General features: G+C 68.5%; 25 protein-coding genes. 12 read left to right on the forward strand and 13 right to left on the reverse strand.

Annotated elements, in window-relative coordinates:
• The first annotated feature begins 179 nt into the window (after window positions 1-179).
• On the forward strand, window positions 180-482 hold the full coding sequence (locus ACL03I_RS02090; RefSeq protein WP_355071400.1) for a DUF1905 domain-containing protein: 303 nt from the start codon (window positions 180-182) through the stop codon (window positions 480-482).
• Window positions 483-531: 49 nt separating this feature from the next.
• Here ACL03I_RS02090 and ACL03I_RS02095 read toward each other — a convergent pair whose 3' ends face one another.
• The 6 genes from ACL03I_RS02095 to ACL03I_RS02120 form a co-directional block, all read right to left on the reverse strand.
• The gene (locus tag ACL03I_RS02095) at window positions 532-1,104 is read right to left on the reverse strand and encodes a hypothetical protein (RefSeq protein ID WP_412805036.1); all 573 of its coding nucleotides are present in this window, start codon (window positions 1,102-1,104) and stop codon (window positions 532-534) included.
• A gap of 144 nt (window positions 1,105-1,248) precedes the next feature.
• Complete coding sequence (locus ACL03I_RS02100) at window positions 1,249-1,578, reverse strand: hypothetical protein (protein ID WP_245562771.1); 330 nt, start codon at window positions 1,576-1,578, stop codon at window positions 1,249-1,251.
• Between the two features lie 111 nt (window positions 1,579-1,689).
• Window positions 1,690-1,986 carry a hypothetical protein gene (locus tag ACL03I_RS02105; RefSeq protein ID WP_355071396.1) on the reverse strand — a complete coding sequence of 99 codons (297 nt, stop codon included), beginning with the start codon at window positions 1,984-1,986 and terminating at the stop codon, window positions 1,690-1,692.
• The gene (locus ACL03I_RS02110) at window positions 1,973-2,197 is read right to left on the reverse strand and encodes a hypothetical protein (RefSeq protein WP_063016531.1); all 225 of its coding nucleotides are present in this window, start codon (window positions 2,195-2,197) and stop codon (window positions 1,973-1,975) included. The genes ACL03I_RS02105 and ACL03I_RS02110 overlap by 14 nt, the downstream gene beginning before the upstream one ends.
• 153 nt (window positions 2,198-2,350) lie before the next feature.
• Window positions 2,351-3,235, reverse strand: a complete 885-nt coding sequence (locus tag ACL03I_RS02115) for an RNA polymerase sigma-70 factor (RefSeq protein ID WP_412805037.1) — start codon at window positions 3,233-3,235, stop codon at window positions 2,351-2,353.
• 47 nt (window positions 3,236-3,282) lie between these two features.
• Entirely contained in the window at window positions 3,283-3,666 is a 384-nt protein-coding gene (locus tag ACL03I_RS02120) for a DoxX family protein (protein ID WP_355071393.1), read from the reverse strand.
• Window positions 3,667-3,869: 203 nt separating this feature from the next.
• On the opposite strand from ACL03I_RS02120, the gene ACL03I_RS02125 reads away from it, so the two are divergent.
• Window positions 3,870-4,661 (forward strand): alpha/beta fold hydrolase, encoded by a 792-nt coding sequence (locus ACL03I_RS02125; protein ID WP_412805038.1) that lies wholly within the window; start codon window positions 3,870-3,872, stop codon window positions 4,659-4,661.
• Window positions 4,662-4,673: 12 nt separating this feature from the next.
• Here ACL03I_RS02125 and ACL03I_RS02130 read toward each other — a convergent pair whose 3' ends face one another.
• From ACL03I_RS02130 to ACL03I_RS02140, 3 genes are read right to left on the reverse strand one after another with little or no spacing between them, the layout of a single operon-like run.
• Entirely contained in the window at window positions 4,674-5,336 is a 663-nt protein-coding gene (locus tag ACL03I_RS02130; protein WP_412805039.1) for a TetR/AcrR family transcriptional regulator, read from the reverse strand.
• A complete protein-coding gene (locus ACL03I_RS02135) occupies window positions 5,321-6,085 on the reverse strand; it encodes a crotonase/enoyl-CoA hydratase family protein (RefSeq protein WP_356962945.1) in 765 nt (254 codons plus the stop codon). Before ACL03I_RS02135 ends, ACL03I_RS02130 begins: the two co-directional genes overlap by 16 nt.
• A complete protein-coding gene (locus ACL03I_RS02140; RefSeq protein WP_412805040.1) occupies window positions 6,082-7,611 on the reverse strand; it encodes a thiolase C-terminal domain-containing protein in 1,530 nt (509 codons plus the stop codon). Before ACL03I_RS02140 ends, ACL03I_RS02135 begins: the two co-directional genes overlap by 4 nt.
• Window positions 7,612-7,728: 117 nt before the next feature.
• On the opposite strand from ACL03I_RS02140, the gene ACL03I_RS02145 reads away from it, so the two are divergent.
• The 4 genes from ACL03I_RS02145 (at window position 7,729) to ACL03I_RS02160 (ending at window position 11,796) form a co-directional block, all read left to right on the forward strand.
• Window positions 7,729-8,484, forward strand: a complete 756-nt coding sequence (locus ACL03I_RS02145) for a crotonase/enoyl-CoA hydratase family protein (protein WP_412805041.1) — start codon at window positions 7,729-7,731, stop codon at window positions 8,482-8,484.
• 176 nt (window positions 8,485-8,660) lie between these two features.
• Window positions 8,661-9,767 (forward strand): DUF4185 domain-containing protein, encoded by a 1,107-nt coding sequence (locus ACL03I_RS02150; RefSeq protein ID WP_379249290.1) that lies wholly within the window; start codon window positions 8,661-8,663, stop codon window positions 9,765-9,767.
• 96 nt (window positions 9,768-9,863) lie between these two features.
• The gene (locus tag ACL03I_RS02155) at window positions 9,864-11,072 is read left to right on the forward strand and encodes an erythromycin esterase family protein (protein WP_412805042.1); all 1,209 of its coding nucleotides are present in this window, start codon (window positions 9,864-9,866) and stop codon (window positions 11,070-11,072) included.
• A 49-nt stretch (window positions 11,073-11,121) separates the two neighbouring features.
• Complete coding sequence (locus tag ACL03I_RS02160) at window positions 11,122-11,796, forward strand: class I SAM-dependent methyltransferase (protein WP_355071379.1); 675 nt, start codon at window positions 11,122-11,124, stop codon at window positions 11,794-11,796.
• Window positions 11,797-11,799: 3 nt separating this feature from the next.
• Here ACL03I_RS02160 and ACL03I_RS02165 read toward each other — a convergent pair whose 3' ends face one another.
• Window positions 11,800-12,390, reverse strand: coding sequence for an alpha/beta hydrolase family protein (locus ACL03I_RS02165; protein ID WP_355071377.1), 591 nt, complete (start codon window positions 12,388-12,390; stop codon window positions 11,800-11,802).
• Between the two features lie 350 nt (window positions 12,391-12,740).
• On the opposite strand from ACL03I_RS02165, the gene ACL03I_RS02170 reads away from it, so the two are divergent.
• From ACL03I_RS02170 to ACL03I_RS02180, 3 genes are all read left to right on the forward strand, one after another.
• Window positions 12,741-14,576, forward strand: coding sequence for an acyl-CoA dehydrogenase (locus tag ACL03I_RS02170; RefSeq protein WP_355071375.1), 1,836 nt, complete (start codon window positions 12,741-12,743; stop codon window positions 14,574-14,576).
• Window positions 14,577-14,769: 193 nt separating this feature from the next.
• Entirely contained in the window at window positions 14,770-15,504 is a 735-nt protein-coding gene (locus ACL03I_RS02175) for a helix-turn-helix domain-containing protein (RefSeq protein ID WP_356962954.1), read from the forward strand.
• 86 nt (window positions 15,505-15,590) lie between these two features.
• A complete protein-coding gene (locus ACL03I_RS02180; RefSeq protein ID WP_412805043.1) occupies window positions 15,591-16,676 on the forward strand; it encodes a DUF4185 domain-containing protein in 1,086 nt (361 codons plus the stop codon).
• A gap of 69 nt (window positions 16,677-16,745) precedes the next feature.
• On the opposite strand, the gene ACL03I_RS02185 is transcribed toward ACL03I_RS02180, so the two are convergent.
• Window positions 16,746-18,401, reverse strand: coding sequence for a VanW family protein (locus tag ACL03I_RS02185; RefSeq protein WP_355071370.1), 1,656 nt, complete (start codon window positions 18,399-18,401; stop codon window positions 16,746-16,748).
• Window positions 18,402-18,955: 554 nt separating this feature from the next.
• On the opposite strand from ACL03I_RS02185, the gene gnd reads away from it, so the two are divergent.
• Complete coding sequence (gnd, locus tag ACL03I_RS02190; protein WP_355071369.1) at window positions 18,956-19,984, forward strand: phosphogluconate dehydrogenase (NAD(+)-dependent, decarboxylating); 1,029 nt, start codon at window positions 18,956-18,958, stop codon at window positions 19,982-19,984.
• A gap of 55 nt (window positions 19,985-20,039) precedes the next feature.
• Here gnd and ACL03I_RS02195 read toward each other — a convergent pair whose 3' ends face one another.
• Entirely contained in the window at window positions 20,040-21,362 is a 1,323-nt protein-coding gene (locus tag ACL03I_RS02195; protein WP_355071367.1) for an acetyl-CoA C-acetyltransferase, read from the reverse strand.
• A gap of 212 nt (window positions 21,363-21,574) precedes the next feature.
• Here ACL03I_RS02195 and ACL03I_RS02200 point away from each other — a divergent pair, with 212 nt between their 5' ends.
• Both ACL03I_RS02200 and ACL03I_RS02205 read left to right on the forward strand, forming a co-directional pair.
• Complete coding sequence (locus ACL03I_RS02200) at window positions 21,575-22,933, forward strand: 3-oxoacyl-ACP reductase (protein ID WP_412805044.1); 1,359 nt, start codon at window positions 21,575-21,577, stop codon at window positions 22,931-22,933.
• Entirely contained in the window at window positions 22,930-23,820 is an 891-nt protein-coding gene (locus tag ACL03I_RS02205; RefSeq protein ID WP_355071364.1) for a MaoC family dehydratase, read from the forward strand. Before ACL03I_RS02200 ends, ACL03I_RS02205 begins: the two co-directional genes overlap by 4 nt.
• 115 nt (window positions 23,821-23,935) lie before the next feature.
• Here ACL03I_RS02205 and ACL03I_RS02210 read toward each other — a convergent pair whose 3' ends face one another.
• Entirely contained in the window at window positions 23,936-25,177 is a 1,242-nt protein-coding gene (locus ACL03I_RS02210; RefSeq protein ID WP_356962961.1) for a DUF5685 family protein, read from the reverse strand.
• Between the last annotated feature and the right edge of the window lie 96 nt (window positions 25,178-25,273).

Genomic DNA, 25,273 nt, shown 5'->3' on the forward strand with positions numbered 1-25,273 from the left:
GCAGCGCGATCGAAATGCTCGCCGAAGCGGGGAGATCGACCGCTCAGGTGCGCGAGGTCGCGGCCAGGTCGACTTGTCCGCGTGCGTTGGACAGCGCGGTGACGACGCAGGTGCCGAGTCACATGCGCTGTCGCGGGCGACGCGGTGCCGCTGTCGGTACCCGCCGCTACAGTCGCGACGTGGCTGGTTCGCGGTACTCGTTCACGGCGGAAGTGTGGGAACACCAGGGGAATGCCGCTTGGCATTTCGTGTCGCTGCCCGCAGACGTGGCCGACGAGATCGAGGAGCGGTACGCCCATCGTTCCGGCGGATTCGGCGCCGTGCGGGTGCATGTGGTCGTCGGCGGCTCCCGGTGGTCCACTTCGCTGTTTCCGGACAAGTCGCGCGCGACCTACGTCTTGCCGATGAAGAAAGCGGTGCGGGTCGCCGAGGGGCTCGAAGCCGGATCGGCCGCGCGAATCGAGCTCACTGTCGCGCTGTGATCAGCGAAGCTCCGGCGGGCGCTCAGTATTCGGCCGGACGCCCCGCGAATCATCCCGCGGCGACCTTGCGCCTGCTCGCACTTCGCTTGACCGCCACCACCACGATCACGAGCACACCGAGCACCACGCCACCGAAACCGAGGGCGAGCGCACCGAACAGTGTGCCGACGAACGACGAGCCGAGACCCTGTCCGATGGCGACCGTCACCTCGGAACTACCCGCCGTGGTCACGCGATAGGCGCCCGGCTTCGCGGCCTCGAACGAGAACCCGGCCCGTCCCTCGTGGCTGCCGAAGGAATACGTGATGATCGCGTCGTACTTCTGCAACTCCAGGTGCTTGCCGTCCGGATCGAGCACCCGGAGGTTGACCGTGCCGGAGGGGCCCCGGGACGATGCCCCGGCGTACTCGAAGTACACGGTGTAGCCGCCGGACTCCGCCAAGTTCACCATGCCGGAGCCGGGCACCTTGACCCGCTGGAAGTCGTCGATCCGGCCCGAGGTCTGCAGGAAGCCGAGAGCGCCGAGGACGATCCCGCCGATGACGCCGAGGCCGATCAGCGCGCCACCCAGCGCGAACCAGCGACCGGATGGGCTGATCGGTTGCGCGGTAGGCGATCCCACCGGACTCGGCGATGTCGGAAAAGGCGGCTGTGACACGGTCGAACCCTCGGCTTCTGGTCGACACCCGCGTCGACGTAGCGACAGCGTACGGTCTGATCAACCGCCTCGCTACGCGAATCGTCGACCGCCCCGGCGGGCCGGAACTCAGCGCGTCTGAGCCGCCGACATGCACTCGCTCGCGATACGACCGCTGGCAGCGCGCGCCTTGTCCGCGTCCTCTTTGCTCATCCCCAGCGTTTCCTGGTTGGGAGACTTGGTGTCGTACTCGTCGCTGATCATGATCCGCAGTCCGGCCTGCGAAATGCCCTGGTCGACGAACACTTTCGCCGCGCATTCGGCCAGTTGCTTGTTCTTGAGGCCCTTGTCCTGCAACGACTTGGCGAGATCGGCCTGCGTCACCGTGGGCGCCGCCGTGTCCTTGTCGCTGCCGCATGCCGCGAGCACCGGCAGCGCGATCAGCGCCGCGGCGATCATGCAGATCCGCACCTGACTCCTCTTCCTCGACTGACCACTGTCGGTGGCGTGGCCACCATAATGCCGTCCGGCCTTCAGCGGTAGTCGTGCGCGGTCTTTGCCCAGGAGGCCTCAGAGGTCCATGGCCGCGCGCAACGCGGTGTCGAGCCGTTCCAGCGTGTCGGTGTCCACCACGTCCACCCGCTCGGCCAGCCAACCGCGGAAGATGCGCCCGATGTTCCCGGCATGCACCCAGCCGTGTTCCTCCACCGGAACCGCGAGGATGTCCTGCGGATCGTCCTCGAGCACCTCGGCCGCGATCAACCAGGGGCGCGGCGATTCGTTGATGCCGTCACTGCTGATGAGCACGACCGTTCGGCGGCGCGGCGAACCATGCGGGTTGTAGATCCACAGTTCACCCCGACGCACGCATCGCCTCCTCAGCGGCCGCCAGTTCGGCCGCGTCCGCGGCGGCCTCGGCGGTCACATCCGACACCGGACCGACCCCGGTGCGCACGGCCTCCCGTCGCGCGGCCTTCGAAATCCAAGCCGACGGCGACATTCCCGCGCGGGCGGCCGCCTGCTCGGCATACGACCAAGCGGCTTCGTCCAGCGAAAGGGTGACCTTACGCGTTGCCATACCAATTATCCTACCGATATTGCCGGGTCCGGCACCAGCCCTCGGCGACGACCGCGTCAGCGCGATCTGGGCGATTCCCAGCGCGCCACCGGAAGCGACCCGCACTGCTCGCTGCCGGTGAGCGTGTGGCGGCCGCCACGGCGCTGCTGATATTCAGCGCAACGCGAGCGGCGTCTCGGACTCGACGCGGGTCAGCTTTTCCGGGTTGCCGACGAAGTAGAGGCCGGTGATGTGGTCGTCCTCGACGTGGAAGGCCATGATGCCGTCGAGCACGCCGTCCAGGCGCAGCGCCAGTGCCGGGTGTCCGTTGATCAGAATGGTTTCGCAGCTGAGCTCGGCCTGGACCTTGCCGGTGCCGCCGGTGATGTAGCGGGCGACCTTCTCCGCACCGATGATGGGGTGCAGCGCGGCTCGCTTGATACCGCCGCCGTCGCTCATGAGGACGACATGCGGCGCGAGGACGTCGAGCAGGCCTTGTGGATCCCCTGATTCGAGCGCGCGCCCGAACGCCTCCACCGACGCGCGGGTCTGGCTGGGCGATACCACCGAACGCGGGCGGCGGGCCTCGACGTGGCGGCGGGCGCGGTGCGCGATCTGGCGGACGGTCGGCGGGTTCTTGCCGACCGCGGCCGCGATCTCCTCGTAGCCGAGGTCGAAGACCTCGCGCAACACGAAGACAGCACGTTCGGTGGGCGAGAGCGTCTCGAGGACGAGCATCATCGCCATCGAGATGTTCTCGGCGAGTTCGACATGCTCGGCGACGTCGGGTGCGGTGAGCATCGGCTCGGGCAGCCAGGGGCCGACGTATGCCTCTCTGCGGCGCTTCATCGTGCGTAGCCGGTTGAGCGACTGCCGGGTAGTGATCCGGACCAAATAGGCACGTTCGTCGTCCACCTGTTCGGTGTCGGCTTTCACCCAGCGCAGCCAGGTCTCCTGCAGCACGTCCTCGGCGTCGGCGGACGAGCCGAGCATCTCGTAGGCGACGGTGAACAACAGGTCGCGGTGGGCGACGAAAGCCTCGGTCGCGTGGTCGCTCATCTTCTCGACCCTTCTCCTCGGTGGTTGGCTGCGTTCGATCCGGGCCGTCAGCTCGTGAAAGGTTCGAGGGCGAACCGGCCCCACGCGATGAACACCGCGACCGCGAGATATACCGAGTTCAGCACGACGAACTTGGACTGCCCGAGCCGGCCGTGGGTGATCATCGCGCCGACCATGAGCCCGACCCAGCAGACCGCCGTGACCGGCACCAGCACCGGCGCGATGTCGAGCACGGCGGGCAGGATCAGACCGGCCGCCGCCAGGATCTGCAGGAGGCCCAGACCTTTGACGAAGCCGTCGCCGGCCGTCGCGGTCCATTCCCCGCCGGGTGACGCGGCGAGCTTCTCTCGCGGAACGAACGCCTTGGTGATGCCGCCGAAGAGGGCGAGCGCGGCCAACAGTGCCGTCGCGATCCACAGTGCGATGTTCATCGGGAACTCCTTCGTATCCAGCGTGTCGGCATCCAGACACCGCGCGAGCAAGCACTGTGACAGCCAGTGAGCTAGATCACTCCCCGGACGGGGACGGGCCGCGTCGATCCCGCACTGTCGGAAATAGCTGCGCCCCGCCACTCCAGTCGGCGGCTGCTGCGCGATACCAACTGATGACAGGTGACTGCTGTTAGGGTTGGCGCATGACGACGTTGCACCATCACCGCGTCGGCGCGGGCGAGCCGCTCGTGCTGGTACACGGGGTCGGGAGCCGGTGGCAGGTGTGGGAGCCGATCATCGACACACTGGCCGCGTCGTACGAAGTGATCGCCGTCGACCTGCCCGGCTTCGGCGGTTCGACGCACCCGCTCGCGCACAACACGGTGCCCAACCTCACCGACGCGCTCGCCGAATTCCTCGCCGCGCAGGGGATCGAACAACCGCATCTCGCGGGGAACTCGATGGGCGGGCTGATCACGCTGGAATTGGGCGCTCGCGGGCTGGCTCGCTCGGTGACCGCCTACTCCCCGATCGGCTTCTGGGACACCGCCGGTCGCGTGTGGTGTCAGCAGTCGCTGGGCAAGTCACGGGCGTTGGCGCGCAAACTGCGGCCCGCCCTGCCGTCCGTCCTCGGCACCGCCGCGTGCCGGACCGTCTTCCTCTCCCTGGTCTTCGGCAAACCCTGGGCGCTGGATGCGAAGGTGGCGCTGGACACGGCCATCGGCGCTGCGGACGCGGCCGGATTCGACGAGGCGATCGCCTCGTTCACCGATGTCCGGCTGCCCGAAATCGACTCCCTCGCCGACATTCCGGTGACCATCGCATGGGGCAGCCGCGACATCCTGCTCACCTACGCGACCCAGAGCCGCAAGGCGCGCAGCGTGCTGCCGGACGCCGAGCACGTCACGCTGCACGGCAGCGGGCACACGCCGTTCTTCGACGACCCGGCCGGATGCGCCCAGGTGCTGCTCGAGACGATCACCCGCCAGCGCTAGACGCCCGTCCGTTCAGCCCGCGGGCGGGTCGAGCAACGTATCAGCGGATGCCGTGCCGAGCAAGACGCGCACGGCATTACCCCACCGGTGCTGAAGAATCCGGTTGCGGGACACGTCCCCGGTGAGCAGCACCCGCAGGGCCGATCCGGTCATGATCTCGATGGTGAATTCGGTGATCGTAGGCACGCGGGGATCGTCGGGGAACTCGCGCCGGAAGCTGTCGCGAATGCTGGTGTGCATCAGTTCGAACAAGCGGACCTCGAGCGGCAGGAAGGCCGCCCGCAGTTCCGGGTCGGTCCGCGCGCCCACCCACATCTCCAGCGCCGCCCAGAACGACGGGCCGCTGAGCATCCGCGTGGTCAGTTCGACGGCCGTCTCCAGCCGGTCCGCGTCGTCCGGGATCGCTTCGAACTCGCTTGTCAGCTGGTCGAAACGGCGTCGCGCCACATGCTCGACGGCGCCGGCGAGCAGATCGGACCTGGTGGGGAAATAGTGCTGCAACGTTCCCCGCGGCACACCCGCCCGCTTCTGCACCTCGAGCGTGGTCGTGCCCGCGTAACCGACCTCGACCAGGCTCTCCACCGCCGCGTCCAGCAGCCGCGTGCGCATGCGCTCCCTGCGCTGCGCCTGCGGCTGCCGGACGTGTCCCGGCCCGCCCGTCAGCGACCCTGCCACTGGGGCTCGCGCTTCTGCGCGAACGCCAGCGCGCCTTCGGCGGCGTCCTTGGAAATCAACGCGGGCAGCGCGATTTCGCCCTGCTTCGCGAATCCCTCCGCGACCGGCCAATCCGGCGACTCGTCGATGATGCGCTTGCTCGCGGCCACCGCGAGTGGTGCGGCGGCGACGATCTCGGCCGCGAGTTCGAGCGCCACCGACAGCGCCGCACCCGGCTCGGTGACCCGGTTGACCAGGCCGAGCTGGTAGAGCCGCTCGGCGCCGATCCGGCCTCCGGTGAGCGCGAGTTCGGCGGCGGTGCTGCGCGGCAGCCGCTGGGTCAGGCGCAGCACGCCACCGCCCGCCGCCACCAGACCGCGCTTGACTTCGGGAATGCCGAACTGCGCGTCGCGCGCGGCGACGATGAGGTCGCCCGCGAGCGCCAGCTCGAAACCACCGGCCAGCGCGAAACCCTCGACGGCGGAGATCATCGGTTTCGCCGGGGGTTTCGCCGTGATGCCGAGCGGGCCACGGCGCTGCGTCATCGGCATCTCGCCTTTCGACGCGGCCACGAGATCCATTCCGGCGCTGAAGGTTCCGCCCGCACCGGTGAGCACGAGCACGCGCGCGGCGGAATCGGCTTCGAACTCGTCGACAGCGGCCTCGATGGCCTGCGCGGTGGCCAGGTTGATCGCGTTGCGCGCCTCGGGACGGTTGACCGTGAGCACGGTGATCGCGTCGCGCCGCTCGATCAGGACCGAGTCGTTCATCGGGCGCTCCTCTCGGTGAGCAGGGTGAACGTGTCCGCGGCGATCTCGGCGTCCGCGCCGAGCGGGTCGCCCGCGGTGAACGCCGCGAGGGTGTCGGCATCCGACGCCCGGACCAGTATGCGGGTCCCCGCCGGTGTCAGTGCGCTCACCACAACGGCTTCCGGCTCGTCGGCACGGTCGGGCGCCGGACCCTTGCGGTAGGCGACGGTGTACGCCTCGACCGTGGCCGGACCGGTGTACCCGGGCGCGGGTTCCCGCCGCGCCGCCGGCACATCCGCCTCGATGGCACGGAACAGCCGCTCGGGCGGCTTCGCCGAGTACACCCCGACGCCGTGCTTGGTGCTGTACCAACCGAGCGCCGTCGCCAGGCCGTATGCGCCGGGGTCCGCGCGGAGGACGCCGGACAGCGTCGCGATCGAATGCGTCGTGTAGTTGTTGCCAGGGCCGCCCGCGAAGGTGAGACCACCGGTGACCGACAGTGGCCGGGCCGGATCGTCGATCGGCAGGCCGAGTTCCTCGGCCGCGATCTGCACCGCCACCGGGAAGCAGGAGTACAGGTCGACGTGGGCGACATCGTCTATCGCGATTCCCGCGGCGCCGAGCGCCGCCTTCCCCGCCGCGGCGATCGCGGGCGATCGAGACATGTCCGCTCGTTCGGAGACGAACCATTCGTCGGTCGCGGTGGCGCCTGCATGCGGGAACACCCATCGGTCTCGCGGCACACCGGCGGCCTCGGCCGCCGCCGCGCTGCACAGGATGAGCCCGGCGCCCAGGTCCACGGTCAGGTTGGCGATCAGCAGCTTCGGATACGGCGTCGACACCATCCGGTTGGCGGGCGCCGGCGTCGCCAGGTCGGCGGCAGCCTGCGCGGCGGGCTGCCACGCGTACGGATTGCGTGCCGCGATCTCCGACAGCCGCGACCACAGTCCGCCGATCCGCTCGCGGTGCGCGGCTTCGCTCGACCCCAGCCTGCGGCGCAGGGCCGTCTCCATGAGCGCGTAGAAGTACACCGGTCCCCACAGCCCCGCGGCGGTTTCCATGTCCGAGTTCGGTCCACGATCGGAGCCGACGATCTCGTCCGGTGTTACGCCGTCCGGCTGTTCCGGCCAGTCCACCGCCGCGCCGGAGCGGGCGGCCGTGTTCCCGGAGTACACCGCTTCGGCTCCGGTGAGCAGGGCGACCTCCGAGCGTCCGTCGGCGATGGCCTGCGCGACGGCGTTGAGCAGCCGCTGCGGCGCGTCACCGCCGAAACGCACCGACTGCACGGTCCTCCTCGGGCTGACGCCCAGTTCAGCCGCGACGAGCGCGCCCAGGTCGCCGTAGGGGCGGCTGACCGGGGCGACGGCGGCGATCACATCGGCCGCACGCAGCAATCGGTCGCCGACGCCGCTATCGGCGCCCGCGCGGCGCAAGGATTCGGCGGCGAGTTCGACCGGGCCGGGCAGGCCAGGCGCACCCGGTCGGTGTACGACCTGCCCGGCGCCGACGAGCACCGGCGTCCTCGGGTCCATTCCGGCTGGCAGCATGCGACCTCCGCTCCATAACCGTCAACGTTGACGGTAACTCGAGTCCGATTAGAACAGAGCCCTGACGCCGCGGCAACAGTGCGCGCCAGACAACTGACTCACAAGTAAGATCCGAGCATGGGCACCAACATCGCAGTGCGGTTCGACGACCACCGGGCGTACGTAACGCTGGACCGGCCGGACAAGCACAACGGCCTGACCATCGACATGCTCCGCGAGCTGGTTGCCAGCGCGAAGCTGGTGGCCCACCGCAGCGATGTGCGTGCGGTCATTCTGTCCGGAAACGGACCCAGCTTCAGCAGCGGGCTGGATATCTCCGCGGCAATCAGCGATCCATTGGCAATCGTTCGGAATTTCGTGCCGCTACCCTGGCGCGGCACCAATGCCTTCCAGGAGGCGTGCTGGGCTTGGCGCCGCCTGCCGGTGCCGGTGATAGCCGCCGTGCACGGGCGCTGCTACGGCGGCGGGCTCCAGCTCGCGCTCGCCGCCGACGTCCGTTTCGCCACCCACGACGCGGAGTTCTCCGTCATGGAAGCCAAACACGGGCTGATCCCGGATATGACCGGCGCTGCAACACTATCCAGGCTGATCGGCATCGACAAAGCCCTCTTGCTCACGATGACCGCGGACGTAGTGGACGCGGACTACGCCGCGCGGATCGGCTTGGTCACCGAGCTGACGCCGGACCCCGTGGCGGAGGCGGAGAAACTCGCGGACCGCCTTGCGACGCGGTCGCCGCACGCGGTCGCCGCCGCCAAACGACTCTTCGAGAAGTCGTGGCAAGCATCCACCCGGCGAACCTTGGCCGTCGAGCGCGCGACCCAACTTCCTTTGATTCTCCGCAAGGCGCGCAGCCGTCCTACCGAGGATTAGCTACAAATTCGCTAGTCTGCTGGAGAACCCTCCCCGCGACTGGTTCCGCTGCTACCATTTGCACGATTTGCCAGCCAGTCGACTAGTGGTGCGCGGCACACTGCGAAGGGTCTGTGTATCGCGGGACGTCCGTGTTTCGCACCGCTCTCGGGAAGAAACCGGAGGGCTCACAGATCGTGATCAAGACCGCATCCTTCCTGCTCTCGGCGCTGGCGGGCGCCTCGGCCCTGCTCTTCACGGCGACCACACCCGCCATCGCGAACCCGAACGCCATCAATCCGATCCCGGTGCTCAACGGCACGACCGGATTGCCGAATCTGCTCGGCCGCACCAAGGCGGTCTTCCAGGTGACCGGTATGGCCAGCCCGAACAACACCCAGACCTACAACGTCCTCGGCACCGATCTCGGCATCATGTGGGACAACGGGCACGGCGAAATGCTCACGGCGTTCGGCGACACCGCAGGCGTCGGTTTTCCGAATCTGCTCGCGGGCAGCATGTGGGCCTGGCGCAGCAATATCCTGCTGCGCAGCCACACCACCGATCCGGCCGAGGGCGTCTATTTCGACAGCGTGGTGCGCGACGTGTTCGGGCAGGCGCGCGATCTGATCGCCAGCCCGAAGATCCCGTTCCTGGAGATCAGCCGCATCCCGACCGCAGGCATCGCCGTCGACGGCGTGCAGTACATGAGCCTGATGTCCGTGCGGACCTGGGACGACGTCGGCCAGTGGAGCACCAACTTCTCCGGTCTCGCCGTCTCCGGGGACAACGGCGAGACCTGGGCCGAACTGCCGGAAACACGACGGAACAACGAGGGCGGCGACGCCAACTTCCAGATGAACGCCTTCCTCGCCGACGGCGGGTACATCTACGAATACGGCACGCGGTCCGGACGCAATCACACCGCGCACGTCGCCCGCGTGCGCGCGCACGACATCGGAAATCTCGCCGAATACGAATACTGGGACGGCCACGCTTGGCGGAAGAACGACGTGAACGCCGCCGCGCCCATCATGTTCGGCGTCGGCGAACTGTCGGTGATGTACAACGCCTATCTGGGCCAATACATTTCGCTGACCACCGATCGATTCAATTCCGTGGTGATGCGGCGCGCCCCCGATCCGGTCGGACCGTGGAGCGATCCCGAAGTACTGATCGACACCCGCGAATTGCCCACCGCCTACGCGCCTTCCATCTTTCCGTACCAGACCGGGCGCGATCTGTACTTCCTCACGACCGTGCACAGCCAGTACAACGTCCTGCTGATGCGCACGACGCTGTGACCGGAAACCCGGCGATCCGACGCGGCGCTTGACCTCAACAAAGGTTTATGTACGAGGCTGCACCGCGTTGGATCGTTCACGTTTCCGGGAGGCACCATGCTCAGCACCACCGTCGACATCCGCGCCTGGTTGCGCGACAACGCCATCGCGATCGACAGCACCGATCCGGACTCGCCCGGTACGGAACTCGACGGCCTGATCGCGCGGCTCGCCACCGCCACGGTGGTCGGGCTCGGCGAGTCGACGCGGTTCTCCCGCCAGACTTTCGGTGTGCGCGAGCGGCTGCTGCGCGGGCTCGTCGAACGACACGGCTTCCGCGCACTGGCCATCCAGGACAGCGCGCGTTCCGGCGAACGGTGGGACCGGTTCGTCACCGCGGGCGCGGGCGACCCCGAATCGGTGCTCGCCGGCGCCTGGCGTCCGTGGCGTACCGAGGAATCGGTGGCCACGCTGCGCTGGATCCGCGCGTACAACCTGGCGCACCCGGACGACCCGGTGCGGATCTTCGGCGTCGAACCGCCCCGTGCCGAACCGAGCGACTACGACGCGGTACTCGACTACGTGCGCCGCGCGGCTCCCGACCGGCTCGCCGCGATCGAGGCGCATCTCGCGCCGATCCGCACCGCGCATCAAGTCGACGAACATGTCCAGCGCCATCAAGGCACCCACCCCGGCCGCCCGTTCGCCGAGCACGCCGAAGACGCCCTCGAGCTGCTCACGACATTGCCGGATACCGGCGAGCGCGCCTCGGCGCTCACCCACGCCCGCCTGATCCGCGACTTCCACCGGCAGAGCGTCGCGAGCCAAGGGTTCGCCAGGGACGAACGGCCGTCGGCCGAGACGGTGCTGGAATGGCAGCGCTCGACCGGCGCGAAGATCGTCTACTGGGACGGCCTCGCGCACACCACCAGCCTTCCGATCGTCTTCGGTACGGCCGAATTCCGCGGCACCGGAAGTCATTTGCGCACTGAGCTGGGCGAACGATACGTGTCCGTCGGCATCGGCTTCCATCACGGCGACCTCGGCGCGGCCGTGGCGCCCAATCCGCAACCGGACCTGGTGGACGCCGCGCTGGGCGAAGTCGAGCTGCCCGCCTACTACGTCGACCTGCACGCCGCCGCGCCGGAACCGGTCCATGATTGGCTGACCGGCCCGGCGAAGCTGCGCACCATCAGCGGCGTCTACGACCCGGCCGCCGACGCCACGGCCAACATCCGGCTTTCGTCGCTCGCCGATGCGTTCGACGTGCTGATCCACGTACGCGAGACCACGCCGGTGCACTGGCTCTCGCAGGTATCGGACTGACTCGGGCAACCCCACGAAGCGCGGGTGGCCCGATCAATAGACTCGAAATATGGATGCGGCCGACTGGGACGAGCGCTACGCGCAAACGGAATTGGTCTGGGGCGCACCGCCGAACAACACCGTGGTGGAGCACGTCTACGGGTTGGAACGCCGTGCGCCCCTCCAAGCCGCCACACCCGAGGGCGATGCGCCGGAGTTCCCGCGCGCTCTCGATCTGGCGTGCGGCGAGGGCCGCAACGCCCTGTGGCTCGCCACGCACGGCTGGCAGGTGCACGCCGTCGACTACTCACAAGTCGGCATCGACAAAGGCCGCACGGTGGCGTCGCGGCTGTCCCGCTCGGTCCGCAATCGCATCACCTGGCAGTGCGCCGACGTCACCGATTTGGACGAAGCGGGGATCACCGGACCGTTCGAGCTGGTCTTGATGGTCTTCCTGCACCTGCCCGCCGAGCAGCGCCGCGCTTTGGTGCGCACGGCGGCCGGGCTGCTGGCTCCGGAAGGCACCCTGCTCGTACTCGGCCACGACACCACCAACATCACCGACGGCTGCGGCGGGCCGCAGGACCCGGCCATCCTGTTCACCCCTGACGACATCGTCGCCGACCTCGGCCCGCTCGCGGCGGCGAGCGAGGTGCGCGTCCGCATCGCCGACCGCGTCTACCGGCCCACCGAAACGGGCGACGCCATCGACGCGCTGGTCATCGCCACCCGACCGGCCGAATAGGACTCAGGACCAGCGCTCCAGCCACGGAGTCACGGTCTCGGCGATCAGGTCGAAGCCCGCACGGAAGGCGTGCGGCTGTCCTGGGATGACGCGCACTTCGGCGGCGTCGGCGGGGTCGGGAATGCCGAACGGGTCGTTCGCCCCGTTGACGACGACCACCTCGATGTCTCCCGGCGCGAGCAGTTCATCCCGGCGCGAGTTCTCCGGCTTGCCCGGCGGATGCAGCGGGAACGAGAGCGCGAGAACGCCACGGACCCGTGCCGCGACGGCGGTACGACAAGCCACCCGCGCCCCGTTGCTGCGCCCACCCTGGATCACCGGGATGCGCTTGCGCCCGCGCAGCCGCGCGACGATCTCCAGCCAGGCCTCGTCCTGCTTGACCGCCGAACCCGGCGCCCGCCGCCCAGCCACCCGATACGGCTGCACCACCCGCGCGACCCCACCCCCCAGCCGCAACGCGACGTCACGCACCGCGAGCAGGTCCTTCGCCTCCACCCCTCCCCCCGCACCATGCGTGAGCAGCAGCAGAAACGCGGGCCTGCGCGGCTGTTCGAGCTCGACCTCAGCCGGCCCCGCACTCGTCTCGATCAGCATTGTGCTCATTCTGCCGCGCCGGCCCCCCGAAGCCGCACCGTCGCTCCCCGCGTGATCGACCTGCGACTATCGGAGCAAGCGGCGGCCGTCGCCCACCCCGACCACGTCTTTCGAGCGAAGCGAGACCGAGCATCCGCCGTTCGCGCGAAGGCGCGGCAAATCAAACACTGTAAAACGCGTCACATTGCCTGCTCAGCTCTTTGCGCAATCATTACCGGCCGGTAATATGTTTCATAAGTTACCCGCGAGTAGCATGCGGAAAACCGGCACGACTACCCGGTGGAGCGAACAACGGGCGGGAACGGCAACCATACCGACCGCACCAACTCAACGGAGAGTGAGTACTGACAATGGGTCACTACAAGAGCAACGTCCGCGACCTGGAGTTCAACCTCTTCGAGGTTCTCGGCCTCGGGTCGATCCTGGACAGCGGCGCCTACGGCGATCTCGACACCGACACGGTGAAGGAGATGCTCAACGAGGTGCGCCGCCTGGCCGAGGGTCCGCTCGGTGAGTCGTTCGCCGACGCCGACCGTAACCCCCCGGTCTTCGACCCCGAGAACCACACGGTCACGCTGCCGGAGTCGTTCAAGAAGAGCTACCGCACCCTGCAGGACGGCGGCTGGGACAAGCTCGGCATCGCCGAGGAGCTCGGCGGCCTGCCGATCCCGCGCGCCGCGTACTGGGCGATCGCCGAACTGATCCTGGGCGCGCAGCCCGCCGCCTTCATGTACGCCGCGGGCCCCGGCTTCGCGAACATCTTCTACAACAACGCCACCGACGAGCAGAAGAAGTGGGCGGAGATCGCCGCCGAGCAGGGTTGGGGCGCCACGATGGTGCTGACCGAGCCCGACGCCGGTTCCGACGTCGGCGCCGGTCGCACCAAGGCGATCAAGCAGGAAGACGGCACCTGGCACATCGAGGGCGTGAAGCGGTTCATCACCTCCGCCGACTCCGACGACCTGTTCCCGAACATCATGCACCTGGTGCTGGCCCGCCCCGAGGGCGCGGGACCGGGCACCAAGGGCCTGTCGCTGTTCTTCGTACCGAAGTTCCACTTCGACCACGAAACCGGTGAGCTGGGCGAGCGCAACGGTGTGTTCGTCACCAACGTCGAGCACAAGATGGGCCTGAAGGTCTCGGCCACCTGTGAGGTCACCTTCGGCGGTCACGGCATCCCGGCCAAGGGCTGGCTGGTCGGCGAGGTGCACAACGGCATCGCGCAGATGTTCGACGTCATCGAGCACGCTCGCATGATGGTGGGCACCAAGGCCATCGCGACCCTGTCGACCGGTTACCTGAACGCGCGGGACTACGCCAAGGAGCGGGTCCAGGGCGCCGACCTGACCAAGATGACCGACAAGGCCGCGCCGCGCGTGACCATCACCCACCACCCGGATGTCCGTCGCTCGCTGGCCACCCAGAAGGCGTACGCCGAGGGCCTGCGCGCGGTGTACCTGTACACCGCCGCTCACCAGAACGCCGATGTCGCCCAGCACGTTTCCGGTGCGGACGCCGACCTGGCCGCGCGGGTCAACGACCTGCTGCTGCCGATCGTCAAGGGCGTCGGCTCGGAGCGGGCCTACCAGTACCTGACCGAGTCGCTGCAGACCCTGGGCGGTTCGGGCTTCCTGCAGGACTACCCGATCGAGCAGTACATCCGCGACGCGAAGATCGACTCGCTCTACGAGGGCACCACCGCGATCCAGGCGCAGGACTTCTTCTTCCGCAAGATCGCTCGTGACCGCGGCGTCGCGCTGGCCCACGTGGCCGGTCAGGTGCAGAAGTTCATCGACGCCGAGGCGGGCAACGGCCGCCTGAAGGGCGAGCGCAAGCTGCTGGCCACCGCGCTGGAGGACGTGCAGGCCATGGCCGCCACGCTCACCGGCCACCTGATGGGCGCCCAGGAGCAGCCGAGCGAGCTGTACAAGGTCGGCCTCGGTTCGGTGCGCTTCCTGCTCTCGGTCGGTGACCTGCTCATCGGCTGGCAGCTGCTGCGTCAGGCCGAGGTCGCCATCGCGGCCCTCGACAACGGCGCGACCGGCGCCGACGCGGCGTTCTACAACGGCAAGATCGCGGTCGCGCAGTTCTTCGCCCGCAACGTCCTGCCGGAGCTGACCGCCACCCGCGCGGTGCTGTCCAACCTGGACAACGACATCATGGAGCTGGACGAAGCCGCGTTCTGACCTTCGTTCCACCGCAACGGCACAACGGCCCGGAGATCCTCTCCGGGCCGTTGTCGTCTACATTTGTCGATTCGTGACGTTCGATCACCGCTCGACGCCGATTCTCTCCGGTAGATTGCGTGCTCCCGGGGAGCGACAAGAGCCTCCCGCTTCCCACAGTTCGGCACGAGAATTGTCGGCAGAGGTGCCCGAGGTGACGCGCAACGCAACTGGCATCGGCGCCTATCTGCGCGAACGACGCCTCGCCGCGGGGCTGACGCCCGCCCATCTCGCCGAGCGGGCCGAGCTCACCGAAGCGGTGCTCGATCAGATCGAGACAGGCGCGGTGGCGCCGAATCAGCCACTGCTGCAACAGTTGTTCGACGCGCTGGAGGTGCCGATCTGGTACCGCAAACACATCGTCGTACTGTCGCTGCCGAATTTTTTCACGGCCGCCTACGGACCCGGCCCCGACGTGCCCACTCCGGACGACCAGGCCGACCTGCACAGCCTCCCCGACCCGGCCTGCTACCAGCGGATGCCGACGCAGGACCTGGTGGCAGCCAATTCCGCCTACGAACGCGCCTTTCCAGGTGCCCTCCCCCGAGGAAACGTGCTGGAGTGGATGTTCCTCGACGCGGCGGCCCGCCGGGTGATGGTGGACTGGGCCGTGGAAGCGCACCTGCTCGTCGACGCCTTCCGTATCCTGTCTCCGCTCGCGCCGCGCGAGCGCGTCGAGGAGATCGCCGAACGTTGCCGCCGCTCCCCTGATTGGGATCGCATGTGGACCACCGAAGTGCGTCCCGCCGACCTCCCCCGCCGCCGATTGCAGGTGCGCGATCCAGCCTCGAGACGGGTCCGATCGATGAGCATGCGGGTCTACAGCCCAGAACTACCCGAGCGCCCGTGGTGGCTTTACCGGCTGGTGACGATCGGCCGAACGCGCTGAGTCCACCCACCGATGTAGGCGACATCGCGGCGGCGAACGGGCAGAATGACCGAGCAGACTGCGTCCCAGAGGAAGGGAATTGCCGGATGACTCGATCGCTGTCCGCGCTCACCGGGGCCGGCGTGCTAGCCGCGGTCTTGGCGCTGGTCGCCGCCACGCCCGCCGGAGCCGACCCGAACAACGTCATTCCGATTCCGGCGATCAACGGCATTCACGGCCTGCCGGACCTGCCCGGGCCTGCCAGAGCGGTGTTCCAGGTGACCGGCATGGACAGCCCGAATCGGACCCAGAACGTCAACGTGCTCGGCACGGATCTCGGCATCATGTGGGACGACGGCAACGGCCGCATGATCACCGCCTTCGGCGACAGCGCGGGCATCGGGATCCCGAATCTCCTCGCGGGCAGCATCTGGGCCTGGACCAGCAATGTACTGTTCCGCAGCTCCAGGCACGATCCGGCCGACGGCATCATCTTCGACGACGTGGTGCCGAATCCCATACCCAGCCCCAAGATTCCCGGCATCGAGATCAGCCTGATTCCCACCGCGGGCATCTCGGTGGGCGGCGTGCAGTACATGAGCTTGATGTCGGTGCGCGAATGGGGTGACCACGGGAAGTGGAACACCAACTTCTCCACCCTCGCCGCCTCCGGTGACGGCGGCACCACGTGGGCCCAGCTCACCCACACGCGGCGCGCGAACGTCGACGGCCACGAGAACTTCCAGCAGAACGCCTTCTTGAAGGCGAATGGCTACGTCTACCGCTACGGCACCCCAGCAGGGCGCAACAATCCCGGATTCGTCTCTCGCGCCAAGGAAAGCGATATCGCGAATATCGACGCCTACGAATACTGGGACGGCAGAGAGTGGAAGCCCACCGACGCCAAGACGGCGGCTCCGATCGTCGGCGGCGTCGCGGAACTCTCGGTGATGTGGAACGACTATCTGGGCCAGTACGTCATGTTGACCACCGATCCGGCCAACAGCGTCGTCCTGCGCACCGCACCGGCTCCGGAAGGGCCGTGGAGCGAACCGCGCGTCCTCATCGACGCCCGCGCGCTTCCCACCGCGTACGCGCCGATGATCTATCCGTATCAAACCGGCCGCGACCTCTACTTCGTGGTCACCCAGCACACCCAGTACAACGTGTTGCTGATGCGAACTCCGTTGTGAAGACGACGAATCCGCCCCTCCGGTGCGTGGCGGGGCGGATTCGGGAACCGCGTGCTCGGGGCTATTCCCTCACTCGCACTTGACGATCGGAATCGGGTCGTACTTCACCGTGCGGGTCTTTCGAGACACTTCGCGGCCGGTTTTGTGGTCGGTGATGACGCGGGTGTCGGAGATGGTGAAACCGGGGCCACCTTCGGAGGCGATGCAGTCCTTGCCCTTGGGCAAGGTGACCGTGTTGGGTTCGGTCGGTTTGGTCTTCTCGCCGGTGATGGACTCGACGTCGACCGTCTTCGTGCCCCACAGTCGCACGGTGATCTCGGTGGCGGTCGCCGAGGTTTCGATGTAGATGCCGGTCTGGGTGTTGTTGCGGAATTTCAGGTCGATCACGCCGTCGAAGACGGTGGCCTCGCGGGCGGCGGGGTAGCGGGAGATGTAGTAGCTGTGCTCGGTGTGACCCGCGTCCTCGAGACCCGCGAAATACGCCGCGTTGTAGAGCGTGGTGGCGAACTGGCTGATGCCGCCGCCGACGGCGGTGCTGGGACGACCGTGGTCGATGATGCCGGACTCGACGTATCCCTCCGCCGTGCCGCGTGGACCGGTGAAGTCGTTGAGCGAGAACGTGTCTCCCGGCTTCACGATCGCGCCGTCGACCTTCTTGGCCACGGTGCGGATGTTGACCCCGGAGGGGCCGCTGAAACCACCGGTAGTGAACGATCCGACGGGTTCGACCACGCCGAGCCCCTGTGCGGCCTCGGTGGTCAGCTTCGGTTCGACCCGTTCGTAGACCACCTGCGCGGTCCGCTCGCCCGGCGCGGTCAGCAACGCGGTGAGCTGTTCGAAGGTCTTGGGCCAGTTGATCTTGTCGCCGATCACGGCGGGGACGACGGACGCCTTGCCACCCGCCACCGCGAACGTCGCGTCTTTCGGTTCGACCTCCGTGGTGGCCAGTTGCGGCCCGAGTAGACCGGTCGCGGCGTCCTGATTCACCGACGCGGCGAGACCGCCTTGCCCGTCCGGCGCGAAGGCCAGCACGGACGCGATCTGCTCCGGATCGAGCCTGCCCGAGGCGCCCTTGCCCGCGAACGCGATCGGCGAGCGCACCGCGGGCTGGGCGATCTCGCGCAGGGCCTTGTCCACGGCCTCCGGACGCACCTGCAGCGGCGCGGGGACGACAGGAAGGTCCACTGTGGCGCCGGCGACCCACTGCTCGGCCAATTCCGTACGCGCGGCGGCGACATCGAGCACCCGGCCCGGAACCGGAGGCACCGCGACGGGTTCGGCATTGCGGAAGGTGATGGTGCCCTCCACCGACGGCCGGTCGTGCACCCGCAGTTCGGTGAGTTGGCGATCCAGGGCCGGTTCGTCGATCGCACTGACGATCGACACTTCGCGGGTGGTGAAGAAGGAGGCGAGCCGGGTGAACGGGTTGAGCGGCTGGGACCCGATCCGCGACCAGGTGGCGTCCCAGTCGACGGCCAGTCCGGCGGCGCTCGGCACGATGCGGGTCTGCACGTCGCCGATGCGCAGCGGCAGTTCGCGGCCCGCCCTGGGATCCAGTTCGGCGCGCAGCTTCGCATCGGCCGCGGCTTTGTCCATGCCGCCGATGTCGACACCGGCGACGACGGTGCCACGCGCGACCTCGCCCGAGGACATCACCCAGTCCACCACGTAGCCGAGACCGGCGACCGCCAGCACCGCGCCCACCGCGATACCCACCCGGCGCACGACGGCGCTGTCCAGGCGTTTCGACGGCGGGGGCGAGATCGGGCGACGCGCGGGCGCACGGCGAGGTGCGGGTGGCGGGGGCCGTCTCCGGGTAGTTTGCAGAGGCTGGGTGAGCTGTTCGTCGCCGGTCCAAGCGACCGACCGGTCCGCCGCCTGGGGCCGCTCCGCCCCGAGAAGCTGGCGCCATCCGACTTCGCCACCAGCCTGTGGGCCGCGTCCTCCGGTGCTCGGCTGGCTCGTCACGAACCGTCCTCCCCGTTCGATTGAATTGTGGACCCGCACCGCTGCGCGTCCCTGCCAACGATAGTGGTCCACACCGACAGTGCTCGCCACAGCTCGGGCATAGCGCACATTCCGCGCGAAGAACCGGGTACACCACACAAAGAGGCCCGCGCAGTTGCCGGGTCGGGGGTCAGGCAACTGCGCGGTGCCGATCTGTTTATCGGGCTGTAGCGGGCGGCGTTACACCCGCGAACCGAACCGTGATCGATCCCACGCGGAAGAATCGAGACGACCCCGCCGCAAGACTTGGCTACACGAGGGAGATGGATGGCATGCAGCTGGGAATGATCGGCCTCGGCCGGATGGGCGCCAACATCGTGCGCCGCATCGTCGGGGACGGACACACCGCCGTCGGATACGAACGTCGCTCCGCGCACATCGACGAACTGCGCGCCGAGCTCGGGGACGGCTTCCGGGGCAGCACCGACCTCACCGAGTTCGTCGGCATGCTGGAGACGCCGCGCGTGGTGTGGGTGATGATCCCCGCCGGGGCCACCGGTGCGGTGATCGAGCAGGTCGCCGAGCTGCTCGAACCGGGCGACATCGTCATCGACGGCGGCAACAGCCGCTACCACGAGGACCTCGTGCGCGCCGAGCGCTTGCGGCCCAAGGGCATCCACTACGTGGACATCGGCACTTCGGGCGGGGTTTTCGGGCGGACTCGCGGCTTCTGCCTGATGATCGGCGGCGAATCCGAGCCGGTGAAGCACCTGGACCCACTGCTGAAATCCATCGCGCCTGGCCTCGGAGCGGCGGAGCGGACGCCGGGACGCGGCGGCGAGCCGTCCACGGCCGAGCTGGGTTATCTGCACTGCGGACCGGTAGGGGCGGGCCACTTCGTGAAAATGGTGCACAACGGCATCGAGTACGGGGCGATGGCCGCCTACGCCGAAGGGCTGAACGTCCTGCGCCGGGCCAACTACGGCGCCGAGCACACGGGCGAGTTCTCCGCGGAGGAGACGCCCCTGGAACATCCCGAGTACTACCGGTACGACCTGGACATCCCCGAGATCACCGAGGTGTGGCGGCGGGGGTCGGTGGTCGCGTCCTGGCTGCTGGACCTCACCGCGGCCGCGCTGCACGCGGACCCGAGCCTGGATTCCTACAGCGGCCGGGTATCCGATTCCGGCGAGGGTCGCTGGACGGTCGATGCCGCCATCGACACCGGCGTGCCCGTCCCTGTGCTGGCTTCGGCTTTGTTCGCGCGATTCTCCTCGCGGGGCGAAGCGGTGTACGCGGACAAAGTGCTCTCGGCGATGCGCAAAGCGTTCGGCGGGCACCTCGAGCTGCCCGGCGAGTAGGGCGCAGGTGGTCCGACCGGAATTCCGGTCGGACCACCTCGCGGTGTGCGATCGGTCAGCGCTCGAGGATCGCCACGACGCCCTGGCCACCCGCGGCGCAGATGGAGATCAGCGCGCGGCCGGAGCCCTTCTCGGCCAGCTGCTTCGCGGTGGCGGCGACGATACGGCCGCCGGTCGCGGCGAACGGGTGACCCGCGGCCAGCGACGATCCGTTGACGTTCAGCTTGCTGCGATCGATCGAGCCCAGCGCGCCGTCGAGGCCGAGGCGCTCCTTGCAGTAGGCGTCGGACTCCCACGCGGTCAGGGTGGCCAGCACCACCGAGGCGAACGCCTCGTGGATCTCGTAGTAGTCGAAGTCCTGCAAGGTCAGGCCGTTGCGGGCGAGCAGGCGCGGCACCGCGTAGGTCGGGGCCATCAGCAGGCCGTCGGGGCCGTGGATGTAGTCGACCGCGGCGACCTCGCTGTCCACCAGGTGCGCCAGTACGGGCAGCTTGCGCTCGGCGGCCCACTCCTCGCTGGACAGCAGCACCGCGGAGGCGCCGTCGGTGAGCGGGGTGGAGTTGCCCGCGGTCATGGTCGCGTCACCGGCTTTGACGCCGAAGACCGGCTTCAGCGTCGCCAGCTTCTCGATCGAGGAATTCGGCCGCAGGTTGTCGTCGCGGGTCAGGCCGAGGAACGGCGTGATCAGGTCATCGAAGAAACCGCGGTCGTAGGCGGCCGCCATGTTCTTGTGCGACAGATAGGCCAGCTCGTCCTGCGCCTCGCGCGGGATGCCGAATTCCTTGGCGGTGATGGCGGCGTGCTCGCCCATGGACAGCCCGGTGCGCGGCTCGGCGTTGCGCGGGATCTCGATGCCGAGCATGCTCGGGCGCAGCTGGCCGACCAGCTTGAGGCGGTCTTTGTTGGTCTTGGCGCGGTTGGCGTCGAGCATCCACTCGCGCATGCCCTCGCTGACGCCGATCGGGGCGTCGGAGGTGGTATCGGTACCGCCGCCGACGCCTGCTTCGATCCGGCCCGCGGCGATCGCGTCGCCGACGGTGACGATCGCCTGCAGTCCGGTGCCGCAGGCCAGCTGCAGGTCGTGCGCCGGGGTGTAGGGGCTGAGCTTGCTGCCGAGCACGCTCTCCCGGATCAGGCCGTGCTCGCCGACTCGCTTGAGCACGGCGCCGCCGACGACCATGCCGAGCCGCTCGCCCTGCAGGCCGAAACGGCTGACCAGCCCGTCCAGCGCGGCGGTGAACATGTCCTGGTTGGAGGCGTGCGCGTACGCCTTGTCGGAGCGAGCGAACGGAATCCGGTTGCCACCGACGATCGCGACCGGGCGGGTGGTCCTACCGGTCTTGGCGGCACTCTTCGCCGAACGGGCTTTGCTAGTCACTCGAGTCTCCAAGGTCTCGTGGATGGGTGTCCCGGCGGCCCGGTGGAGCACGGATATCTCCGCGCTGCTCGGCGCCCCGTCGCGGTTGTTTACATTAAACTTACTCTGGAGTAAGTTTAATGTCGACACATACCCCCGCAAAAGTGCGCCAGCAGACCACGCCGGGGCGATACCCCAGACCCGAGAGCCAGAACTCAGAAAAGGTAGGAATAGTGGCAGCCAGCAAGAGCAAGGGTGCTCCCAACCTCTATGGATCGTTCGTACACTCCGCGCCTGGCGCGTTCCTGGCCGGCAAGCTCGGCCTTCCGAAGCCGGAGAAGCTGCGCCGCTACGTCAAAGGCGAGCCGCCGCTGTCCGGGCCGGTGCTGATCGGCGGCAAGGGCCGCGTCGCCGAGCCGGTGCGCGCCCTGCTGTCGGACTACACCTTCGCCGACGCGCTGAGCCAGGGCACCAAGTACGGCGCCCTGGTATTCGACGCCACCGGCGTCGGCGCCATCGAGGACCTCTCGCAACTGTTCGAGTTCTTCCAGCCCGCCCTGCGCAGCCTCACCTCCTCCGGACGCATCGTGGTCATCGGCACCACTCCCGAGCTGGCTTCCGGCATCGACGAGCAGATCGCGCAGCGCGCACTGGAGGGCTTCACCCGCTCGGTGGCCAAGGAACTGCTGCGCGGCTCGACCGCCCAGCTGGTCTATTTGCACCCGGAGGCGTCCGCGGCGGCGACCGGCCTGGAGTCGACCCTGCGCTTCCTGCTCTCGGCCAAGTCGGCGTTCGTCGACGGCCAGGTCATCCGGGTCGGCAAGGACGACGCGAGCGCGCCCGCCGACTGGGACCGCCCGCTGGACGGCAAGGTCGCGGTGGTGACCGGCGCCGCGCGCGGCATCGGCGCCACCATCGCCGAGGTGTTCGCCCGCGACGGGGCCCAGGTGATCGTGGCCGACATCCCGGCGGCGGGCGAGGCGCTGTCGCAGACCGCGAACAAGGTGGGCGGCACCGCGCTCGCGCTCGACGTCACCGCGCCCGACGCGGCGGAGAAGCTGGCCGAGTTCGCCACCGAACGTTTCGGCGGCATCGATATCGTCGTGCACAACGCGGGCATCACCCGGGACAAGCTGCTGGCGAACATGGACGAGGGCCGCTGGAACGCGGTCATCAACGTCAACCTGGCCGCTCCGCACCGGATCACCGAGGGGCTGGTGGCCAAGGGCGCGCTGAAGGAGGGCGGTCGCGTGATCGACGTGTCCTCGATCGCGGGCATCGCGGGTAACCGCGGGCAGACCAACTACGGCGCGTCCAAGGCGGGCGTCATCGGCATGGTGAACGCGGAGGCGCCGAAGCTGGCGGAGAAGAACATCACCATCAACGCCGTCGCGCCGGGTTTCATCGAGACCGCGATGACCGCCGCCATCCCGCTGGCCACCAGGGAAGCGGGCCGGCTGATGAGTTCGCTGCTGCAGGGCGGCCAGACCGTCGACGTCGCCGAGACCATCGCCTACTTCGCGAGCCCGGCGTCGAGCGCGGTGACCGGCAACGTCGTGCGGGTCTGCGGACAGAGCCTGATCGGAGCATGATGGCCCAGGCTCCGGCAGGCAAGGAGAAGACCCAGGTGATCGCCCTCACCGAACCGCCGAAGAACAACCGCCTGTTCGTCAAGGCGGCGCTCGGCGCGGTGCCGCTGCTGTCGGCGCGCAAGCCGACGCTGCCGGACCGGGCCGTCCGGCTCGACGGGCTGCGGGTGGACCCGGATCATCTGGCCGCCTACTGCCGCGCGACGGGGCTGCGGTTCGGCGACGCGCTGCCGCTGACCTACCCGTTCATCCTCACCTTCCCGCTGGCGATGCAACTGGTGGTGGCGCGGGACTTCCCGTTCGTGGCGGTGGGCGCGGTGCACGCGCAGAACGTCATCGAGCGCACCCGCGAGATCTCGGTGAGCGAGCCGCTGGACATCCGCACCCACATCGAGAACCTGCGCGAGCACCCGAAGGGCCTGCTCGTGGACGCGATTAGCGATGTGAAGGTGGGCCGGGAGCAGGTGTGGCACCAGGTCACCACGTTCCTGCACCAGCAGCGCACCTCGCTGTCGGGCGGGCCGAAACCGGAGCCCAAACCGGAGGAGGTTCCGCCGCCGCCGCTGCGCACCCTGCGGGTGGATCAGAAGACGATCACCCGGTACGCGGCCGCGTCCGGTGACCACAATCCGATCCACACTTCGGCATTGGGCGCCAAGGCGTTCGGCTTCTCGCGATCGATCGCCCACGGCATGTGGTCGGCGGCGACGATTCTAGGGGCGGTCGAGGGACGCATTCCGGAGCAGACCACGTACTCGGTCAAGTTCGGCAAGCCGATCCTGCTGCCCTCCGCCGTCAACCTGTATGCCGATCAGGTCGAAGGCGGTTGGGATCTGGCGCTGCTCCACCCGAAGAAGGGGTACCCGCACCTGACGGCGACCCTGCGCTGAACGTTCCGCGAAGCCGCATCCCGATTCCCACGAATCAGGATGCGGCTTCGCGCTTTTCAGCGAGATCGGCCGTGCCTTTCGCACGGGAGCGGCCGGCTCGCCGCTCCAGCACGGATCAGCAGTCGCAACCGCAGTCGCAGCAATTGCAATCCCCGCAATCGCAACAACTGCAATCACACCCGCCGCAATCTCCGCAATCTCCGCAGTCGCAGTTCTTGATCCACGCGTCCTTGCGTTCGCCCGTACACGGTTGCGTGTGGTCGGCGCAGCACGCGTAGCCGGTGCAGTAAGCGCCCAGGATGAGCGCGAGAGATTCACCGATGCCAGGGCGGCGGGTCGGCGGGCGGTGGCGGGTTCCGTGCGCGTGGGCGCGGATGTCGGCCCCTTCGGGCGACACCGAGCAAGTGTGGGCGGCGAACGCGCCGAGCCCGCCGCCGAGCCGCCGCAGCACCGCGGTCAGCGGGTCGAGCAGCATCCAGCGTACGGTGGGAACCCGGCTGAGTTCGGCCGCCGCGACGGCCGCGCGCAGGCGCGAATTCGACTGCCGCATCAGGTCGTAGGCCTCGGGCAGGCTGGTTCCAGTAGCCGCGAGAGGGTTGAAGCGGTCGTGGGCGGCGTCATCGTCATAGTCGGTTACGGCGTCGGCTAGATGCGCGATCCGGCCGAACTGCCATCCCGCCTCCCGCAGCGCGTCGACGTTGTCCGTGCGGTCGGCCAAGACGGCTGTGTGGGCGAAGAACTCCGACGCGCACAGCTGAGTGGGTGCGGTCAACCGGTCGATCGGGTCGGCCGACGGCGACATCGCGGAACGCCAATGCGAGGAATGGGCAAGGGATTCCGGCGCGAAACCAGCCCCGCCCACGGCGACCAGCTCCTTCGCCTCCTGCTCCAAACGCACCTGCGCGGCGAGCGCCGCGACGAGCGGTTCGACGTCCAGACCGATCCGGTCCGCGCCCGCGCGAGCCTCGCGGTGCCATCGCGTCGCGGCTTTCGCCAGCGGCCCGCGCGCGAGCGCGACCACCTCACCGTCGTCCACGTGATCGCGAATCTTGGCCGCAGCCAACAACAACGACGCGGTGGTGGCGAGCTGGACGCCGGGCGCGCCTGCGGCGACCACCGACGCGCGGCGCATTCCGCGCAGCGGGCACGGCGCCGCGGTGGTGCGTGCCGCCGGTCCGGACTGGGCCTCGGTGAGCATGCTCAGCACCAGCGCGTCCTTGTTGGTGGTGGCGCGGGCGAGCTGACCGTGCCCGTCGCGCAAGCCGAGACACAAACCGCACAGATGCGCCCGCCATTCGGCCGCATCGATTCCATACTTCTGAGCGCCGTGCGCACACGGCCTGAGCAACCCGAACAATTCCGCCCCGTTTCTCCCCGGCTCTTCGGACGAGCCGGTCCGCGCTGTGCGAACTCACGCACTTTGGCAGGGGGGCGGCGCGGAAGCAACCGATCC

Source organism: Nocardia sichangensis (assembly GCF_047200615.1).
GTDB classification, from domain to species: Bacteria; Actinomycetota; Actinomycetes; order Mycobacteriales; family Mycobacteriaceae; genus Nocardia; species Nocardia sichangensis.

Coding starts and splice junctions, on each gene's coding strand:
- ACL03I_RS02100 (WP_245562771.1), bottom strand. CDS start 1,578: ATGATCGCCGCGGCGCTGATCGCGCTGCCGGTGCTCGCGGCATGCGGC.
- ACL03I_RS02110 (WP_063016531.1), bottom strand. CDS start 2,197: ATGGCAACGCGTAAGGTCACCCTTTCGCTGGACGAAGCCGCTTGGTCG.
- ACL03I_RS02115 (WP_412805037.1), bottom strand. CDS start 3,235: ATGAGCGACCACGCGACCGAGGCTTTCGTCGCCCACCGCGACCTGTTG.
- ACL03I_RS02120 (WP_355071393.1), bottom strand. CDS start 3,666: ATGAACATCGCACTGTGGATCGCGACGGCACTGTTGGCCGCGCTCGCC.
- ACL03I_RS02125 (WP_412805038.1), top strand. CDS start 3,870: ATGACGACGTTGCACCATCACCGCGTCGGCGCGGGCGAGCCGCTCGTG.
- ACL03I_RS02135 (WP_356962945.1), bottom strand. CDS start 6,085: ATGAACGACTCGGTCCTGATCGAGCGGCGCGACGCGATCACCGTGCTC.
- ACL03I_RS02140 (WP_412805040.1), bottom strand. CDS start 7,611: ATGCTGCCAGCCGGAATGGACCCGAGGACGCCGGTGCTCGTCGGCGCC.
- ACL03I_RS02145 (WP_412805041.1), top strand. CDS start 7,729: ATGGGCACCAACATCGCAGTGCGGTTCGACGACCACCGGGCGTACGTA.
- ACL03I_RS02155 (WP_412805042.1), top strand. CDS start 9,864: ATGCTCAGCACCACCGTCGACATCCGCGCCTGGTTGCGCGACAACGCC.
- ACL03I_RS02160 (WP_355071379.1), top strand. CDS start 11,122: ATGGATGCGGCCGACTGGGACGAGCGCTACGCGCAAACGGAATTGGTC.
- ACL03I_RS02165 (WP_355071377.1), bottom strand. CDS start 12,390: ATGCTGATCGAGACGAGTGCGGGGCCGGCTGAGGTCGAGCTCGAACAG.
- ACL03I_RS02170 (WP_355071375.1), top strand. CDS start 12,741: ATGGGTCACTACAAGAGCAACGTCCGCGACCTGGAGTTCAACCTCTTC.
- ACL03I_RS02180 (WP_412805043.1), top strand. CDS start 15,591: ATGACTCGATCGCTGTCCGCGCTCACCGGGGCCGGCGTGCTAGCCGCG.
- gnd (WP_355071369.1), top strand. CDS start 18,956: ATGCAGCTGGGAATGATCGGCCTCGGCCGGATGGGCGCCAACATCGTG.
- ACL03I_RS02205 (WP_355071364.1), top strand. CDS start 22,930: ATGATGGCCCAGGCTCCGGCAGGCAAGGAGAAGACCCAGGTGATCGCC.